The following is a 16233-nucleotide window of genomic DNA, read 5'->3' on the forward strand; positions in this document are numbered from 1 at the left end:
TTCCAGGGAAGTGCTCGCCGACCATAAGTTACAATCCCCGGCTAATAGCCAAACCGACGACTATAGTAAAAGCGCATAGGCAGCTTCCAAGCACATCTCAAAAGGAAAGGTGACGCCACTCAATGCAGAATTCATTGAATCGGTGAATATGCAGCATAACTCCTCCTTTTGCTTAAAAGTCATATGGCTGCTTGGCGCGTTTCTCGACAAGCGTCGATGTTGCCCGGCCGCCAAATGGTGCGGGCCTGCGACCACCTGATGTAGCCATTCCATTTGAAGCTAGCATAGCGTCCTGACCATTTGCGCGCCCGATCCTGCCCTGGGCACGCTTTAACATCGCACCAACGGTTCGGCCGCGCATGCAGTACAACAAACCTCCCGCTGGTTCGCGCTTCTGGTTTCATCAATCGACCTCGGATGAATGACTCACCCTTTCTCGTCTCATCTCGGCAGCTACCTCCTAAAGCGCAACAGCCAACGCGCCCACAACTCTGCAGCACGTGATCCACCTTGCGTCGGACCGCGCGTGCCTCGACTGCGAATGGAGCGACGTTTATCGTTTCGATTTTTTCGCAAAGTGATGCCGGACGTCCGCACGAGAACGCCCCGCTTCTTTGACCACAGGATGGTTCAGATCCCAGTGCGCCGTAGCGATCTCGACAGCGCTTGTAGCAAGCCAAGCGCGCTCACCTGTGAGTTCGCAGCGCAGCTGCACACGGTCACCAGCCCGCATGTCTAGCCAGACCCAGCGACGCCCTTCGGCGATGACACTCATGCCCGGCTTAAGTGTCGCAAATGCATCTCGACGGAAAATTTCAATCATGGTCTGCGCCCGACGTAGAAAGACGAACCAATTCGAATGCAAGTTGATGCGCTGATCAACTACCCCATCTGAGAGGAGGCCGTCACAAACCGGAGATCCCGGTTTGGTCCTGACACACACGGGTCGAGCACGCTGTGAGCTCGCTGCTGTTCTCGAAAATCGAATCGGCCATCGGAGGCTCCCCAGCGTCACCACCATAACGGATGGGAACTGCAGGACTTGTCCTCTTATTTACTCGCCACTTTTGTTCTCAATGCCTTTCCTGGGCGACACGCACTATCAAAGAGAGAGAGAGAGAGAGAGAGAGAGAGCATCGAGCCCCGGCGCCGCACTACAGAACTCGTTGCCATTGGGCCAGCTCTTTGGGGATGTTCATCTCCGTTGGGTCTCCAGCGGAGGGCCAGTGGCATGTGCCGTTCGATAGTTCTTCTGCGGCCTTCGCAGCGGTAGCGTATTTCCCTAAAACCTGACCGTCAAACACGAGGGCGCATCCATCCGGGAGGAGAATAATCTCAGCCGTTCCGGCGGGCGCCTCATACCTCCACTTCATGCGTCTCTGCTCACGCCGTAGATCTTTTTCAGGCGTTCATCGGAGGTGACCCTCTTCGCCTGACACGCTCCGCTTCCCGTGTTGGGATAGAGCAAGTGGTGAAAATCCTCATAGACATCGAGCACTTCCAGCGGCGACCAGGGCGTGCCTGACGACACATAACAAGCGCTGCCGTCAGCGGTGCAACGGTGCGCCTGTGCAGTTCTGATGATGACGGGATCAGCACTAGACATTTGATATCCTCCCTGCTTTGCACCAGCTGCTCGCCCTTGGCTCGGCTTGTTTTGGAGAGCGGGGAACGCTGCAGAAAATTAAGCCCTCTCCTTGCTTTCGGTATCACGCGCCGCCAACTTCCATTCATGAAGCGCCCCTCCTTCCGTGGCAGCCAAGGTGCACCGCATGCTATCCTCGAAAACCCCGTCAGGACAGCTACCTAAATTGGTTGAACGCCAAAGGCGCGCACCCACCGTGCTCATCGTACCTCGGCCACTGGAAGCAGCGCGAGCGCGCATCGGAGTTGTCCGCAACCGCCAAGTTATACTGCCGTGAAGACCCGCAAGGCACCTACTAGGCTGGTTCGCTGTGCTCCGTCGAGCAAATCGCGATGCTAACGCCCGAGTCTTCCGCTTCAGGTCGCGCGCGAATTTTACCGTTACTACTGTTGCCCAGTCGATTCCCTAAGCGAGACGCGCGGCGTGGAAAGCGTCCGCAATGCGCTGAATGAGCCGCTGCGGGACGGGACGGAATAGATGCCCATCCTGTGCCTGAGTTTCTCCATGTATGGTAACCGGGAAGTCTGCTCCAGCGCGTCCATCTCTGCGCAAACCGACTCAAGCCCCAGTGAACCTCCTCCGAATGAGTGGACACCTGTAGTAGGCTCAGAGAGCCCGGACGTGTTGAAAGTCAGAACATCCACGTCGATCGTTCACGGAGGACTCAAGCGCCAGGCTGTAAACTGGCGATATCGACTAGTTGATCGATTGGGTCGGCCAAGGGGTTCGGGCTGCGCGATTCGGTGCTGCGACACTGGGTGGATGTCCGGCAGGAGCAGGCATCGGCGGCGCGGCGCCGATGTCGGCGGACCAGCCTTCAGAGATCGCTAAGCTGCGCCAGGAGAACGAGCGGCTGCGCATGGAGCGCGACATTTTGAAAAGTCGATCGCGATCTTTGCCGGAAACCCGCTTCATTGAGGACCACCGCGACAGCTATCCGGTACGGCTGATGTGTGCCGTACTCGAGGATTCGACAGCCAGTTATTACGCCTGGCGCGAGCCTCGAGCAACTTCCAATGCCGTGCTGCTGGCCGAGATCCGGCAGGTCATCGCGAGAGTTGACAGCCGTATGGCTGTCCTCGGGTCCATCCTGTCCTACGGGCGCGGGGACGCGGCGCCAGCCATGGCGGGGTCGAACGGCTGATACGAAGGAATGGCACTCGCTCGATCATGGCGCCGCCACGTCGGGTCCGCACCACGGACAATTGCCACGATCTGCCGATCGCAAACGTGATCGCGCTTGACTTCACCACTGCAGACTCGAACCGGGTCTGGCTTGCCAATATCACGTACATCCCGACGACGGAAGGCTCTGTATCTGGCAGGCATCATGGACCTCTTCAGCCGAAAGATCGACGGTTGGGCAGTGCAAGTGCCAACTGCCAATTGATCGGGTGTTGGATGCGGCGCGGATAAATCACGTCTAAATGAACGCATGGATTACGCATGAGATCTGATTTTCATTCATCCCACACAACGTCCTGAGCCAACACCCTTACGCGGGCAATCACGCGCAGCTCTTGTCCGATCTGAAATGCCTGAAATTTGACGCCTGTTGCCGGGGAGGTTCAAATCTGAACCGGCCGCAGCGGTGACCTAGATCGGCTACCGGCAGGTAGTAGGCGCTAGCCCGGCTGATGTTCAGAGCTTCCGCTGCCGGCTGATCGGCAGCTCGTGTGCACGGTCGATCATCGTTCTGCGCTCAGCAGGCCCGCTTTGCTGAGCCTTCCTTCTAAGAAATCGTTCTCCAGTATCAGCCCGCCGATCTGGCATGCAGCGACTTCACTTCAACGACGCGTGGCCCTGCCCCATGGCCTCAACGAGGGCCGAACAATCGGCGCCGCCACCTTCGAGCTTTCCACGACGTGATCTGATTGGGGTGGACGCTCAAATGCTCCGGCAGTTGAGCTAACGTCCGATCGCCAATGGTGGCGGCAAATGCAACCTTGACCTTTGAAGGCCGCTGAGTGGTTCCAACGAGCTCGCCTGCTCATTCTCTCTCCTGTTTCATGACGCACACCCTGCCCGCTGTCAGGAAGAAACTCCAGCTATCGCCTCGTTCAGATTCTCGAGACTGGCTCTTTTCAAGAAATCGCGTTCGAAGTAAGGAGCCGTGGAGGCTAATCGATCTACTGTCGCAGATCCTTTCTCGCATACGAGGGACGGGGTCTCGCCTGGTTTTGTCGACAGTAACTTGCGCCATGCGCCGTTAAGCGGCGTGCCGTGTTGCGCGCGCGGACCCTCATCAGCTCACTTGCGTGGGCTCTCTCATCTGGAGAATTGCCTGAAGACAGATTGATGCATGTAGAAGGGCCGCGAATCACAGGCGCTGAGAGGCGCACGAGCCCACTCGCACCATCTTGCCGAGTTGCTCGTGTGGAACCATCGCCTCCTCTTCACGGTATTTCCAGCGTCACGCTGTGCGCCGACAGCGTGACTAGACACATGAGTGCCGCCAATATCGCAAATGCGCTCGGCAATCCAGCGAACTTGGCGAGGAAGCCAATGCCAGCAGGTCCGAGGAGGACGCCAGCATAGCCAGCCGTGTTGATCGCACCGATCGCAAGGCTGGCGGGCATCGCTTTCTGCGTGCCAGCCCGGCGGAACAGGACTGGCACCAGGTTCGACGCCCCGAGGCCGATGAGCAGCAAGCCCGCCATGGCGAAGGCTGCGCCCACGGCGGTCAGCAGGACCGCGAAGCCCGCTACCGCCAGTAGACTGCCAAACACCAGCGTGGCGCGGTCGCCGACGCGCGCCACGATGGCATCGCCACGGAGACGACCGACCGTCATGGCAATAGAGAACAACATGTAGCCGAGACCACCCTGCGCCTCCGGGACGAGACCTCTGCCCACGAGCAGCAAAGCACTCCAATCGAGCATCGCGCCTTCCACGAGAAAAGTGATTGCCGCAAGCATTGCGAGCAGCAGCACCGTGTTGTGTGGCATGACCAACAAGGGCACCTGCTGGGCCTGCGCGGTTCGGAGCAATCGCGGGCAGGCCAGCAGCATAGCTATCGCCATAAGGGCCGAGCAGATCAAAGTTGATGCGAAGGCGCCAGCGCCGAGCGAGAGCAAAGCGGTCATCCCCCCAGAACCGGCAACGCCGCCAATGCTGAATTGTGCATGAAAGCCGGACATCAGCGGCCGCTTCGCTGCACGTTCCACTTCGACCGCATGGATATTCACGGCCAGATCGAAAGAGCCAAGCAAGGCGCCGAAGGCAAACAACGCAGCCCCAAGCGCCAGAGGTGTACCAGCAAGCGCGAGCCACGGCAGGATGAGGGCAAGGCCGAACCCGCCAATCAGGATGATCGGCCTACTGCCGTAGCGCGCGCTCAACACACCGGTCACGATCATCGCGACGACGGAGCCGACTCCGAGGCAGAGCAGCAAAAAGCCGAGGACTCCCTCATCGACCGCCATCCGGTCTTTCGCGAACGGCACCAGGGGCGCCCAGCCCGCGATGCCAAAGCCGGCGACGAAAAATGCAAGGCGCGTCGCGAGCCGGGCGGCCGGGCGATCCACCGACATCATCGGGGAAAGCCGGAGAAAGATCTGCGCGAGCGCAGCGCGTAGGTGCGTTGCACTTCACAGAAACTATGAACATCGCAACTCCTGATGGCGCGTTGACGCAAAGAGCGCGATTGGGTCGCTTTTACTGCCATTTCAAACTCTGTCTGCCGTGATCAATCTGTAATGTAGAACGCCGGGGAATTTAAGTCGACCTGCCAAAACTGAGAGGAACAATAGTTAGTGCCAATTGTCAGTCAAACGTCCACAGATTCGCGAGTACACCCAAGTACGAAGCGACTGGAGATCTCCGATTTCCAAGCGGCACCCTCTTTCGCGGCCCCAATCGATGCCAAGTCTAAGGTGCTCAGTTTTGGACGGAAAGCGCAGCGGAATGGTTGATGCAATTGGAAGGTCTTTTTTGGGGAGATGGCGATGGGTGCAGCCAATGCGGCGGACCTTGAGGCAGGAGTGAAGCTGCGATCCGCGGTGTGGAGCTGGTCCGTCCGTTGATCTCTTCTTTACCGGAACTCGAAGGCCGGCCATAGGCGGTAGCCGTCATCCTCGCAGCGGAGCTGCGAAGCGACTATGTTGCCGAAGCCTGCTGTGAAGCGGCGCCTCGAACCTCAACGCCCTAGCCAATGCTTTATCTGCCTTGACACTTCCGGGGTCGAAATTCCGTATCTGTCATGAAGGGTCGGCAATGCACCGGCGGCGAGAAATTCGTCCGGCAATGCAATCTGACGGAACACCGGATGAACACCGGAACGCATCAATAAGCCGGCAACGGCTTCTCCGAGGCCCCCGATCACGGTATGGTTCTCAGCAACCACGACCAGTCGCCCGGGTTTGCGGGCTTCGCGCAGAATCGTCTCGGCATCGAGCGGCTTGATGGTGGGAACGTGCAGCACCGCTGCATCCACGCGGTCACCAGCCAACTCCTTCGCGGCCTCGAGCGCGCGCATCGTCATGATGCCGGTCGAGATGATCAGGACATCCCCGCCCTCCCGGATCAGGGCCGCCTTGCCAAGCTCGAACTTGTAGCCGTACTCGTCAAGCACCACCGGCACCTGGCCGCGCAGCAGCCGCACATAGGCCGGGCCTTGATGGGAGGCGATAGCAGGCACCAGTTGCTCGATCTCATGCGCGTCGCAGGGATCGATCACGGTCATGTTCGGCATCGCGCGGAATAGCGCGAGATCCTCGGCCGCCTGGTGGCTCGGGCCATAACCGGAGGTCAGACCGGGCAGCGCGCAGACGATCTTCACGTTGCGGTCCTCCTCCGCAATCGTCTGGTGGATGAAATCGTAGGCGCGACGAGAGGCAAACACCGCATATGTCGTGGCGAAGGGGGTAAAGCCTTCGGCAGCCAGCCCCGAGGCGACCCCGAACAGCAGCTGCTCGGCCATGCCCATCTGGTAGTACCGATCCGGGAATGCCTTGGCGAAGATGTGCAGGTCAGTGTACTTGCCGAGATCGGCGGTCATGCCAATCACGTCGGTGCGGTTTCGCGCGAGTTCGACGAGCGCGTGCCCGAAGGGCGCAGACTTCGTCCTTTGTCCTTCGGCCGCGATCGAGGCGATCATGGCCGAGGTGGTCAGGCGCGGCTTGCCGGGCGGCGTTGCTGATACAGTGGTATTCATGACTGCGTCCCCGCTTCAAGCGCGCCAAGCGCGAGTTGCCATTCGTGCAGCTCGACACGAATGAAGTGGTTCTTCTCCCGCTGCTCCAGGAACGGAACGCCTTTGCCCATCAGCGTGTCGGCAACGAGGATACGGGGCCTCGCCTCGGCGTGGGACTTGGCGGCATCGAATGCCGCCACCACTGCATCGAGGTCGTTACCATCCACGCGCTGCACGAACCAACCGAATGCGTTGAGCTTGTCCACCAGCGGCTCGAACGCCATCATTTCCGTCGAAGGACCGTCGGCCTGCTGGTTGTTGACGTCGACGATGGCGATCAGGTTGTCAAGCTTGTGGTGAGCTGCGGACATGATCCCTTCCCAGACGGAGCCTTCGTCGAGCTCGCCGTCGGAGAACACCGTGTAGACCCGCGCGCTGGAGCTCTTGCGCTTCAGCCCGAGTGCCATGCCGACGGCGATGCTTATACCCAGCCCGAGCGATCCGCCCGACATCTCCATGCCGGGCGTGTAGGAGGCCATGCCGGACATCGGCAGACGGCTTTCGTCGCTGCCATAGGTATCGAGCTCTGCTTCCGGGATGACGCCGGCCTCGATCAAGGCTGCATAGAGCGCGATGGCATAGTGACCGTTCGAGAGCAGGAAGCGATCCCGTCCCTCCCAGGACGGCTCCTCCGGCCGGTAATGCATGGCGTGGAAGTAAGCGACGGCAAGCACGTCGGCGATGTCAAGCGCCTGCGCTATATAACCTTGGCCCTGGATTTCGCCCATCCTCAGCGCGTTGCGGCGGATGTTGTGGGCACGCTTCGCCAGCGTCGGCGCGTTTGCAATCGCCGGAGCCGTTTCCATGGCGATCTCCTCCTATCGTGCTCAGTGGATGAGCATGCCGCCGTTGACGTCGATCACCGCCCCCGTGACGTAGGCGGAGAGGTCGGAAGCAAGGAACGTGTAGATTCCCGCAACGTCCTTTGCTTGGCCGAGGCGGCCGAGCGGAATGCCCTCGAGTATCTTCGCCTTCATCTCGTCGGTGAGCTTGCCAGCCGTGATGTCGGTTCCGATCAGGCCGGGCGTGACGCAGTTGACGCGAATGCCGTCGAGTCCGAACTCGCGCGCCATCGCCTTGGCGAGGCCGAGCACGCCAGCCTTGGCCGCGGAATAATGCGGCCCGCCGAAAATGCCGCCGCCGCGCTGCGCCGAGACCGACGACATGCAGGCAATCGAGCCGGACCTGCGCCGGCGCATGTGCGGGATCACCGCCTGGGACAGAAAGAGCACGCCCTTGAGATTGACATCCTGGATGCGCGCCCAGTCCGCGGGCGTGATTTCGAGCAGCTTCGCCGGCTGCGTAATGCCGGCGTTATTGATCAGGATATCGATCTGGCCGAAAGCGCCGATCACAGCGTCGATCGCATTCATACAGGATTTCTGGTCGGCGACGTCGCAGCCGAGGCCGAGGTGGGATCCGCCCGAAACGACGTCCAGGCTCTTCGCGGCGGCTTCGGCCGCGGCGCCATCGATGTCGAGGATCGCGACCCGGGCACCTTCTGCCGCGAACCGCCGGGCGGTCGCCAAGCCTATGCCGCGCGGCGAGGCCGCGCCCGAGATAACCGCCGTCTTCCCGCGTAGCAGCATGTCTCCTCCCTGGCATTGATCCGAGACGCCGTCGACCCGCGCCTGTTTCTTTGACCGTACCTACTATTCCGGGGCCGCAACGGCGACAAACGCACAGTTGTCGCCCATAGATGAATCTGGTTCACTTATGGGATGTTGCTGTCCAGCATCCCGATTTCCGCAATCCGCGCCTTCGAGGCAGCCGCGCGCACCGGCTCCTTTCGCGACGCTGCAAGCGAACTTCATTTGACGCCGAGCGCCGTCAGTCACGCGATCCGCAAACTGGAAAGCACGATGAGCACCACGCTGTTCGAGCGCAGCGCCCGATCGACCCGATTGACACCGGCCGGACAAAACCTGATGCGTCACGTCGGCTCCGCATTCGACAATCTGCGGCACGGAATCGAGGAAGTGGCCGGCCGCGGGCCGCAACTGCTTCGGGTGCATTGCGCGCCGAGCTTCGCAGCGCAGTGGCTGGCGCCGCGTCTCGACCAGTTCATTGCCGCCGAACCCAAGCTGGAAGTGCGGCTCGCCGCCAGCACCGAGTATGCCCGCTTTGGCAATGACGATTTCGATCTCGATATCGTCTATGGGCAGCCGAGGAGCGAGTCTCTGGAAATCATTCCGCTCGGCGAGGAGACCGTTGCGCCCCTGTGTACGCCGGCGCTTGCAAAGAAGATCCGCAAACCGAAGGATTTGTTCGGCCAGGTGCTTATTCGTTCAGAGGTCAAGAAGGTTCAATGGCACCAATGGTTTGCCGCGAATGGGCTTGAGGCGCCCGCCATTCATGGGATGCGTTTCGACCGCAGCTTCCTGGCGATTGCTATGGCTTCAAGCGGTCTCGGCGTCACCCTGGAATCCACGCGACTTGCCGAGCGCGAGATCGAGACGGGCAGATTGGTCGCCCCGCTCGCCGGCCGGTCCGTCGATATCCGCTATGTCGGCCACCATCTCGTCTTCCCTCGCGCCAACCGGCAGCGCCGCGCAGTGCGGGCATTCGCCGATTGGATCATGTCAGAGCTTGATCGGACTACCACGCGGCTGTAGTGGACCACACGCAGCCCGAGCCCTTCCGGCGAGATCATCTTTTTGCCAGCGAGATCCGCCTTCTTGCGTTTGCTAATGATTGACTGCGTGGTAGCATGTGCTGAAGCATAGCAATTTGGATGACCGGCCCTAGCGGGTCTTTTGATTAAAGGCAAACGACTGCTAGAGACGAAGGGGGCCGATAATGAAGACATCGATCGCTCATTTCCAATGACTCCGCAACTCCTCGGTCGGCTCGGTGCCGCCATTAGCGTGACGTAGGGGTAAATGCCCTGGCCCTTGATATCGTGGGGATAGCCAACGACAGCGACCTCGGACACCTCGGCATGCGTGACTAGCGAGTTTCGAGCTCGGCAGTGCCCTTGTGGTGACCCGAGACGTTGATTCACGTCGTCAACACGGCCGGTGATCAGTAATAGCCGTCGGCATCGCGGCGGCAGCCGTCAGTCTGGAATGTCGCCCACTGCTCACTCCGATACACGGCTTCAGCGTGTGAGGCCGGCCGCCGAGACCGCTATGGCAACAGCGGCAACAATGGCATTTTCATTTTGCAAGTACGGCTTGGAAACCAGCGCGCTCAGGTTGAAACAAGAATGATCGCTAAGTCGTTACGGACAATACGCTCGTTCCCCTATACTATCATCCGCGAGGGCTTCTCACTGAGCGTATCGGTTGGCTCGGCACTGCGCCCGCCTCACGATGCCCCCAAGCCCCGGGCGGGCCGTGCTCAGCACGCAGACGCTGCCGAAGGAATGCTTGAGACGTTCAATAAAAGCCAAGGGTAATAAGCAGCAGTCCAGTCCCGACCTAAGATTTGTTAGTTCAATTTGATGTCGAGCCGTGTCACTTCCTTCGTTGGAAAATGGAGGCACGCGGGGGGATGATGAAGGATTCAAGCCCATTTGGAGAAGCTGCACAAAGACGCGGCCGAATGTGCGCTCGTCCGAGACTTAGCTACTGACTAAGCGAAGCGCGAAATGCTCGATCGTTTTGCGCAACATCTGGATGAACTAGCCATGAGGTCGAGCGGGCCATGAATGCTCGAAAGACCGGCTAATGGTGGCGGCGCGAGTATGCGGGCAAGAACGCTACTCTTTATGCTGAGCGTCACGGCGTTAGGGGCTTACACTATAAGCCGCCACAGCAGTCCGGTGAACAACGCGCCAGTCGCGGCGGTCGCGCAGTCGCAGGCTTCCGTGGCCAACCCCGTTGCCTCACGTACCCTGTATCACCTCCTATTGTAGCGGCAGCAACCTCTAACAATTCGGCACCCGCCATCAAAAGCCACTCCGAGAAGTCCGCGACCACCCATGCCCCAGAGAAACCTGCACCGCCTGAGATCAAGCGCAAGGCTGAGGTCGCACTGACGGCCACGGCTATTGCTGCGATCCTATCAAAGCAAGTCGGGACCAATATCACGCAACCGGCGGACCGTGCGCCTGCCCGGATGACACCATGCTCAACGGCAGGGCGTGCCCTCGCAGCGCATATTCTCGACCAGCCGGTGCCTCGCCGCTTTACTATCCTACCGACGTGACGCCTGCGATGATCGAGGGTTGTAGAAGGCAGGCGTCGCGATGATTAGGCGTCGTTGCAACAGATGCCGATAACCTTACTCGGTCAGCTATCTGGCACGCGAGAGGCAGCTTTCGTATGCGAGCCGCGCGCGGTTGGTCTAAATGTCTGGTCGATGCGCAGCACGATGCGAGAGAGATCGCGCCAGTCGGCGTCTCGTTGATCAGCATCAAGCACGCGCATATCGGTTCAATGCAATATGATGTTGCTCGTCTGATCCAACCAAAATATCGGGAACAACCCCATGCAAAGTAGCACGCCAGTTGGGATCGGCGCCTAGCTCATTTTTCCACCTGCATCGATCCACGGAACCCTCTAAGTCATTGGCGCATGCGACGCCCAATCCCAGCACCCGTTCGCACTTGCTCCTGTCCCGCGGTACCCGCACGGCACCTGGAATGGACCAGCGTACGCAAGAAAACCGCAAGGCGGCTGCGTACGAGGATATTGTGGGACCCATCCTTCAATGTTGTTGGCTTTGATCGTCAGAAACGGGGCACATAAGCCGTGGCATTGGCCGGCGCATCCTTTTGCTTGCCTGCGCGGCATCGTATTCCGCCTGCATGTCGAGAAGCTCTTTGCGGGTGAATTTCTTGAATGCTTTCTCCAGCCGCGCTGCCATGTCAGCGGACAGCGCGGCGTTGCCGTTGGGCAGGTGCGATAAAGGTAGCGATTGCGCGCGCCTATGGCTCTCATTCGCTGCGACGTGCACGGCGTCTTTTGATCTACATCGAGGAGCAGGGCTTCATCGTTTGCCCGCTTGACAGTGCCGGTCGGCGGATCGTGATGCTAGTCGAACTGGCCTGGGCGACTGCGCCGGGCGACTCCAATGCCGAGGAACTGCCGGTGGTGCAAGACTGCAGCAGTTCGGCTACCTGATGCAGCGGTCGAGCGCGCATTTCATCGGACACTTCACTCGGTGCGACTGAGGTCATGTATGACCGGTCGAAGGCCGCTTGAAGGTTATCTCCAAAGTAGCAAGTGTGACGGGCAGCTTGAAACGACGTGGCCCTGCACTTCCAGGATTCAGATACAGCACATCATCAATCGTTGGATCCGCGGTCGATGCGCATCAATCCGCAAACTGCTGGATCAATCTGCAATTCCTGAGGGTGCAAGACATAGAACGATCGCTCTCCGAGCTGTACCGCCTGAGTGTCAGGATAATGTTTCGCCCACTCGGCGGTATCGGTGTTCCCTCTAATCGCTGTGAGGCGCAAATCCGACGGAGTCTGACAAGAATTTCCGCACGACCATATCGCCAGCGTGGATGATATGCGCCACCCCGCCAAGCCGTGCTCAGCCTCGAGCCGCAGGAGCCCGTGGGTATCCGAGACGATTCCAATCCGCAGCACTGCAGCATCAATCGATGCGCCGAACAGAATGTCCGACTAACCCGATCCCACATACTACGCCCCGCTTCTGAGAGCCGGGTACTTTGGCTGTCGCTGGATCTTTCTTGATCTCTCGGTGCACACGTCGTGCACATGCCGCCCTCTAACCGATTGAAAGACCTGAACTCTCGGTCCAATCCATCATGGGCGCAATGCAAAATCGATGCGATAACATATTGATGTTATTTCGCTTTATCATCTCATCCGGAATGGCTGATTTTTGGGCCGACAGAAATTCAAAGCTGACTATTGGGGCATTTTCCTTTCATTTCAAGTGCTTAAGCGGATCGCCGTTCGTGCTTCAGCGATGCTGCGCCTCGCCCGTACGACGTCGCAGTACCGAATGGGTTCTTGCAGTACCGCGATGTTGCACCTACTCCTACCCTTCTTGTCGATCCACTAAGCTCAGACAAAGTAACGTGCTGCCCTGCCCGCGCCTAGAGCTGCACAAGTGCGATCGTAGTTTCGGCAATGATGGAGCAAGAAATCTTGCGAATGCGCAGATTCCGGAATGTCGTTCCGGGAGCGGACCAGTCGTGCTCTGTGTAGTTGCTCGGCTTTTTGGCCGGCCCGATAGCGGCCGCTTCAAATTTGTATAGACTGAAGAGCCGTTTCTCGAAAACAACCCCATGCAAAGTAGCACCCCAGTGCTTGCTTCAAAGTTCAGACTTCGCGATTTCACTGCACCCGGTATTTGCTCATGTAGTGTTTGCGCAGGATCTTGCGGATCTGCTCCGCAAGGCGCCTGTTAGCGCTAGCCTGCGGTTTGTCGCGGCGCTCCGGCGGCTTCGGCCGATGCGGATGAGGGCGCTGTTTGGTCGAATGTTGCCTTCGGGTCAAAGCGGCAGGCCTTTGTTCATGCGACAATCTCGACGGTACCGCCGATGGCAAGACCGAGATCGCGGTCCGCCCGCCCCTGATTGACGGCAATTTCGGCAAGCCCGTTGGAGTTCTCATACCAGAAGGCCGCGCCTGGCGGCAGATCGCTGAAGGTCCTCGCGCGGTCCAGAACCCGACCTGCCGCGGTCAGCCTTGCGCCGGGCGGCAGCATAGCCGCCCTCAGCCCGGTCATGGCATTGCCGTAGTGATCGACGTAAACGATCTCGCAGAGGTCATCCGGCCAGTCTGCCCTGCGATCTGCGCCATCATGACGTGGCCGGCCGGGGGGCGGATCACCGCGCGCCAGCATGGCTGCCACCGGGGCGAAGAGGTCGCGCCCGTGAAAGCTGGCCGAGAGATGCTTCGGCTTCCAGTCGATGTCCCAGCTGCGCGTTTCTTGGGCTCTGCGCCGGATCAGCTCAAACAAGCCGTTGCCGGGGCCGATATACCAGCGGCCATCGGCTTCGACAAAAATGGATGGCCGCGTCCCGCCGACGCCGGGATCGACAACGCAGAGAAAGACGGTTCGTGCCGGAAACCATGCAGCATAGGCGGCCAACAGATACGCCGATGCCTTGGGATTGCTGACTGGCGCATCGGCGAAGAGGTCGACAACGGGAATGCGCGGCGCCATCTGGTGCAGCACCGCCTTCATCTGACCCGTATACGGGCCGTGCAACCCAAAATCCGTGAACAGGGCAATCATTGGTGTCAGCCTGCCCAACTGCGTGTGTCCACCTCGCTCGAAAACGCTATACTGACTCATCCGAGCCGCACGACGGACCGCGGTCACAGCAGCACGCCAAATCCGGCTTGCTCTCCCTCAATCGGCTCGCCCACTGTGATCGGCTCGGCGCAATGTCGATCTCGCGTCTCCTCATCATCTTCGGCTTGTCGCTCGTTGCGCTTGGGCTGCTATGGCCAGTGATCAACAAGATCGGCTTAGGCCGGTTGCCCGGCGACACCGTCATCGAGCGCGACAACTTCCGCGTTTATATCCCGCTCGCAACATCGCTGCTGGTCAGCGTGATCCTTTCCCTGATCCTTTGGCTCGCTAACCGTTAGCCGTCGGCGCCTCTTGCTCAGGGTGGACGACGCTCGGGAGCGTTCGCGGCCAGCCTGCCGGCAGCATCATCGTCTGCGCCGTGAGCAGCCACGGCATCCACATGAATCGCGTGGCCTGCACCCAAAACGTGAAAGGGTTAGCCGCCTCGAACGAGGACCCGAGCGCTTCGAAGGATGGCGTTGCCCGCAGGTTGATTGATATCTGCTCCCAATCACCAGTCGGCGATTGCCGGTGAATGATGTCGATGTCGAGGCCGGCCAAACGAGCGCTTGCTCTCGTGGCATCGATATCGCTGCCTCGACTGTACGTTCGCTCAGGCATCGGCCTTTACCATCTTCGTGCACCGATTCCGTCCGCTCGGCACTTGCCGCCGCGGCCGGCTTATTGATTATCGCTCATTATTTTCGGCAATGAAAGTTCGGAAAGTTGCTGCCACGACCATGGCTGCACCTTGCGGAAGGATGGAACCCCGCCTCCTTGAGGCGCGCGAGGAGCTACATCTGGATCGATTGAAGCCGGTTAGCTTAGTCGCTTCTGCGGTTGGCTACCATCGCTGGAATCCGCAGCCGAGCCTTCACCATGCCACGATGCCTTGCGTATCTTGCCGCCTTCATGTTTGCAAGTTACCGGAAATCCCCGAAAAGGCGCGTTGGTTAAATCAGAATCACTGGATTTTCGTTCGCAGGCCCGTGTGCTCGTGGCGGACACATTGCGGCCGGATGGGTGCGTCCAGCGCGCTCTTCACCATCTGACCAAGTGCCAGGAAGTCGGCCTTGCGTGGAGACGTCCGGCGCCACGCAAGCCCGATACTGCGGCCGGGTTGCGGTTCGACAAAACGCAGGAGCTTCACTCGGTCGTCGCGCAACTCGACATCGGCCGCGACTTCTGGAACTAGCGTGGCGCCATATCCGCTCGCCACCATCTGCATGACCGTTGCAAGGCTCGTTGCACTGAGGCTCGAGGCCACAGTCCAACGCCCCTTGACACAATAGTCGAGCGCCTGATCCCGCAGACAATGGCCTTCTTCGAGCAGAATGAGCTTACGCTTCTTCACCTCGCCGGGCGTCACGCGCGCCGTTTCCGGAAGAGGGTCGTCGGCTGGTACAGCAAAGAGGAAGCGGTCTCTCATGAGGTGGAAAACTTCAACCGCGGCCGCCTTGAGCGGCAACGCCAGCAACAATACTTCGAGAGCGCCACGCTCGAGATCCGCGAGCAGCACCTTGGTCTGCGCTTCCACCAAATCAAGGCGCAGATCGGGATACCCGAGTTCCAGTTGCGGCAGCAACCGCGGCAATATATACGGCGCCAGCGTCGGGATGACGCCAAGGCGCAACGTTCCGCTCAGCACCTTGGCTCTATGTTGAGCCAGGTCTGTCAGGTCGCGCACTGCACCAAGGATCACTCCGGCGCGTTGCGCGATCTCGATGCCAAGTTCGGTGAACATCGGCGCGCCCGGACGCCGCTCGATCAACTCTATGCCGAGAAGCCCTTCCAGTTCGTGGATCTGCATTGAAAGAGCGGGCTGGCTGACACAACACTCCGCCGCGGCTCGTCCGAAATGCTGATGACGGGCAAGCGCATCAAGATAACATAGCTGCCGGGTCGTGATCACCCCGATAAGATATTCTTAATGCCGCGGCAAAGCAATTTGATTGGCTTTTTGGCCGCTAGCTTAAAACATTGGATGGCTTGAAATCGTGCGGGTTGAAATCACCAGCGCAAGCGCGCCACACGTGCTCGCTCCGAGGGTCGCTGCTGTGCGGGCAAGCAAGGGAGGACCGCAAATTCGGACTTAGAACGCCCGCGGCGCCCGCGAGGTCACCTGGTCAAATCGGGAACCATCCATGGTAGGCAAGCAAATCGCA

The 16233-nt window shown here is 59.7% G+C and carries 14 protein-coding genes and 2 pseudogenes; 4 read left to right on the plus strand and 12 right to left on the minus strand.

Going from position 1 to position 16233, the window contains the following annotated elements:
- Positions 1–553: 553 nt before the first annotated feature.
- Together AC0QUY_RS10690 and AC0QUY_RS10695 are read right to left on the minus strand one after the other, a co-directional pair.
- Positions 554–823, minus strand: coding sequence for a hypothetical protein (locus AC0QUY_RS10690; protein ID WP_161853629.1), 270 nt, complete (start codon positions 821–823; stop codon positions 554–556).
- A 546-nt stretch (positions 824–1369) separates the two neighbouring features.
- Entirely contained in the window at positions 1370–1606 is a 237-nt protein-coding gene (locus AC0QUY_RS10695) for a hypothetical protein (RefSeq protein WP_161853628.1), read from the minus strand.
- 739 nt (positions 1607–2345) lie between these two features.
- Here AC0QUY_RS10695 and AC0QUY_RS10700 point away from each other — a divergent pair.
- Complete coding sequence (locus AC0QUY_RS10700) at positions 2346–2789, plus strand: hypothetical protein (protein ID WP_161853627.1); 444 nt, start codon at positions 2346–2348, stop codon at positions 2787–2789.
- A gap of 1252 nt (positions 2790–4041) precedes the next feature.
- On the opposite strand, the gene AC0QUY_RS10705 is transcribed toward AC0QUY_RS10700, so the two are convergent.
- The 4 genes from AC0QUY_RS10705 to AC0QUY_RS10720 form a co-directional block, all read right to left on the minus strand.
- Complete coding sequence (locus tag AC0QUY_RS10705; protein WP_202639046.1) at positions 4042–5181, minus strand: MFS transporter; 1140 nt, start codon at positions 5179–5181, stop codon at positions 4042–4044.
- 602 nt (positions 5182–5783) lie between these two features.
- Entirely contained in the window at positions 5784–6800 is a 1017-nt protein-coding gene (locus AC0QUY_RS10710) for a transketolase family protein (protein ID WP_161853626.1), read from the minus strand.
- Positions 6797–7645, minus strand: a complete 849-nt coding sequence (locus AC0QUY_RS10715) for a transketolase (protein WP_161853625.1) — start codon at positions 7643–7645, stop codon at positions 6797–6799. Before AC0QUY_RS10715 ends, AC0QUY_RS10710 begins: the two co-directional genes overlap by 4 nt.
- A gap of 21 nt (positions 7646–7666) precedes the next feature.
- Entirely contained in the window at positions 7667–8428 is a 762-nt protein-coding gene (locus AC0QUY_RS10720) for an SDR family NAD(P)-dependent oxidoreductase (protein WP_161853624.1), read from the minus strand.
- A gap of 135 nt (positions 8429–8563) precedes the next feature.
- On the opposite strand from AC0QUY_RS10720, the gene AC0QUY_RS10725 reads away from it, so the two are divergent.
- The gene (locus AC0QUY_RS10725) at positions 8564–9454 is read left to right on the plus strand and encodes a LysR substrate-binding domain-containing protein (RefSeq protein ID WP_161856593.1); all 891 of its coding nucleotides are present in this window, start codon (positions 8564–8566) and stop codon (positions 9452–9454) included.
- Positions 9455–9670: 216 nt separating this feature from the next.
- On the opposite strand, the pseudogene AC0QUY_RS10730 reads toward AC0QUY_RS10725, so the two are convergent.
- Together AC0QUY_RS10730 and AC0QUY_RS10735 are read right to left on the minus strand one after the other, a co-directional pair.
- Positions 9671–9908: pseudogene (locus AC0QUY_RS10730) on the minus strand (AMP-binding enzyme); the annotation flags it as partial.
- 1584 nt (positions 9909–11492) lie between these two features.
- A complete protein-coding gene (locus tag AC0QUY_RS10735; RefSeq protein ID WP_202639368.1) occupies positions 11493–11741 on the minus strand; it encodes a helix-turn-helix transcriptional regulator in 249 nt (82 codons plus the stop codon).
- Between AC0QUY_RS10735 and AC0QUY_RS10740 the strand changes: the two are divergent.
- Positions 11696–11908 (plus strand): annotated as a pseudogene (locus AC0QUY_RS10740) (ATP-binding protein); the annotation flags it as partial. The gene AC0QUY_RS10735 and the pseudogene AC0QUY_RS10740 sit on opposite strands and share 46 nt — an antisense overlap.
- A 164-nt stretch (positions 11909–12072) precedes the next feature.
- Here the strand turns inward: AC0QUY_RS10740 and AC0QUY_RS10745 are convergent.
- Positions 12073–12384: a metallophosphoesterase family protein gene (locus tag AC0QUY_RS10745; protein WP_161853623.1), complete on the minus strand. Its 312-nt coding sequence runs from the start codon at positions 12382–12384 to the stop codon at positions 12073–12075.
- An 895-nt stretch (positions 12385–13279) separates the two neighbouring features.
- Positions 13280–14068 (minus strand): SAM hydrolase/SAM-dependent halogenase family protein, encoded by a 789-nt coding sequence (locus AC0QUY_RS10750; RefSeq protein ID WP_475386804.1) that lies wholly within the window; start codon positions 14066–14068, stop codon positions 13280–13282.
- 92 nt (positions 14069–14160) lie between these two features.
- On the opposite strand from AC0QUY_RS10750, the gene AC0QUY_RS10755 reads away from it, so the two are divergent.
- On the plus strand, positions 14161–14367 hold the full coding sequence (locus AC0QUY_RS10755) for a DUF2905 domain-containing protein (RefSeq protein WP_371419271.1): 207 nt from the start codon (positions 14161–14163) through the stop codon (positions 14365–14367).
- Here AC0QUY_RS10755 and AC0QUY_RS10760 read toward each other — a convergent pair.
- Together AC0QUY_RS10760 and AC0QUY_RS10765 are read right to left on the minus strand one after the other, a co-directional pair.
- Positions 14357–14629 (minus strand): hypothetical protein, encoded by a 273-nt coding sequence (locus AC0QUY_RS10760; protein ID WP_161853381.1) that lies wholly within the window; start codon positions 14627–14629, stop codon positions 14357–14359. The genes AC0QUY_RS10755 and AC0QUY_RS10760 overlap by 11 nt on opposite strands.
- Before the next feature lie 403 nt (positions 14630–15032).
- On the minus strand, positions 15033–15980 hold the full coding sequence (locus AC0QUY_RS10765) for a LysR substrate-binding domain-containing protein (RefSeq protein ID WP_161853380.1): 948 nt from the start codon (positions 15978–15980) through the stop codon (positions 15033–15035).
- Between the last annotated feature and the right edge of the window lie 253 nt (positions 15981–16233).

It is taken from the genome of Bradyrhizobium sp. WYCCWR15520, from assembly GCF_056174665.1.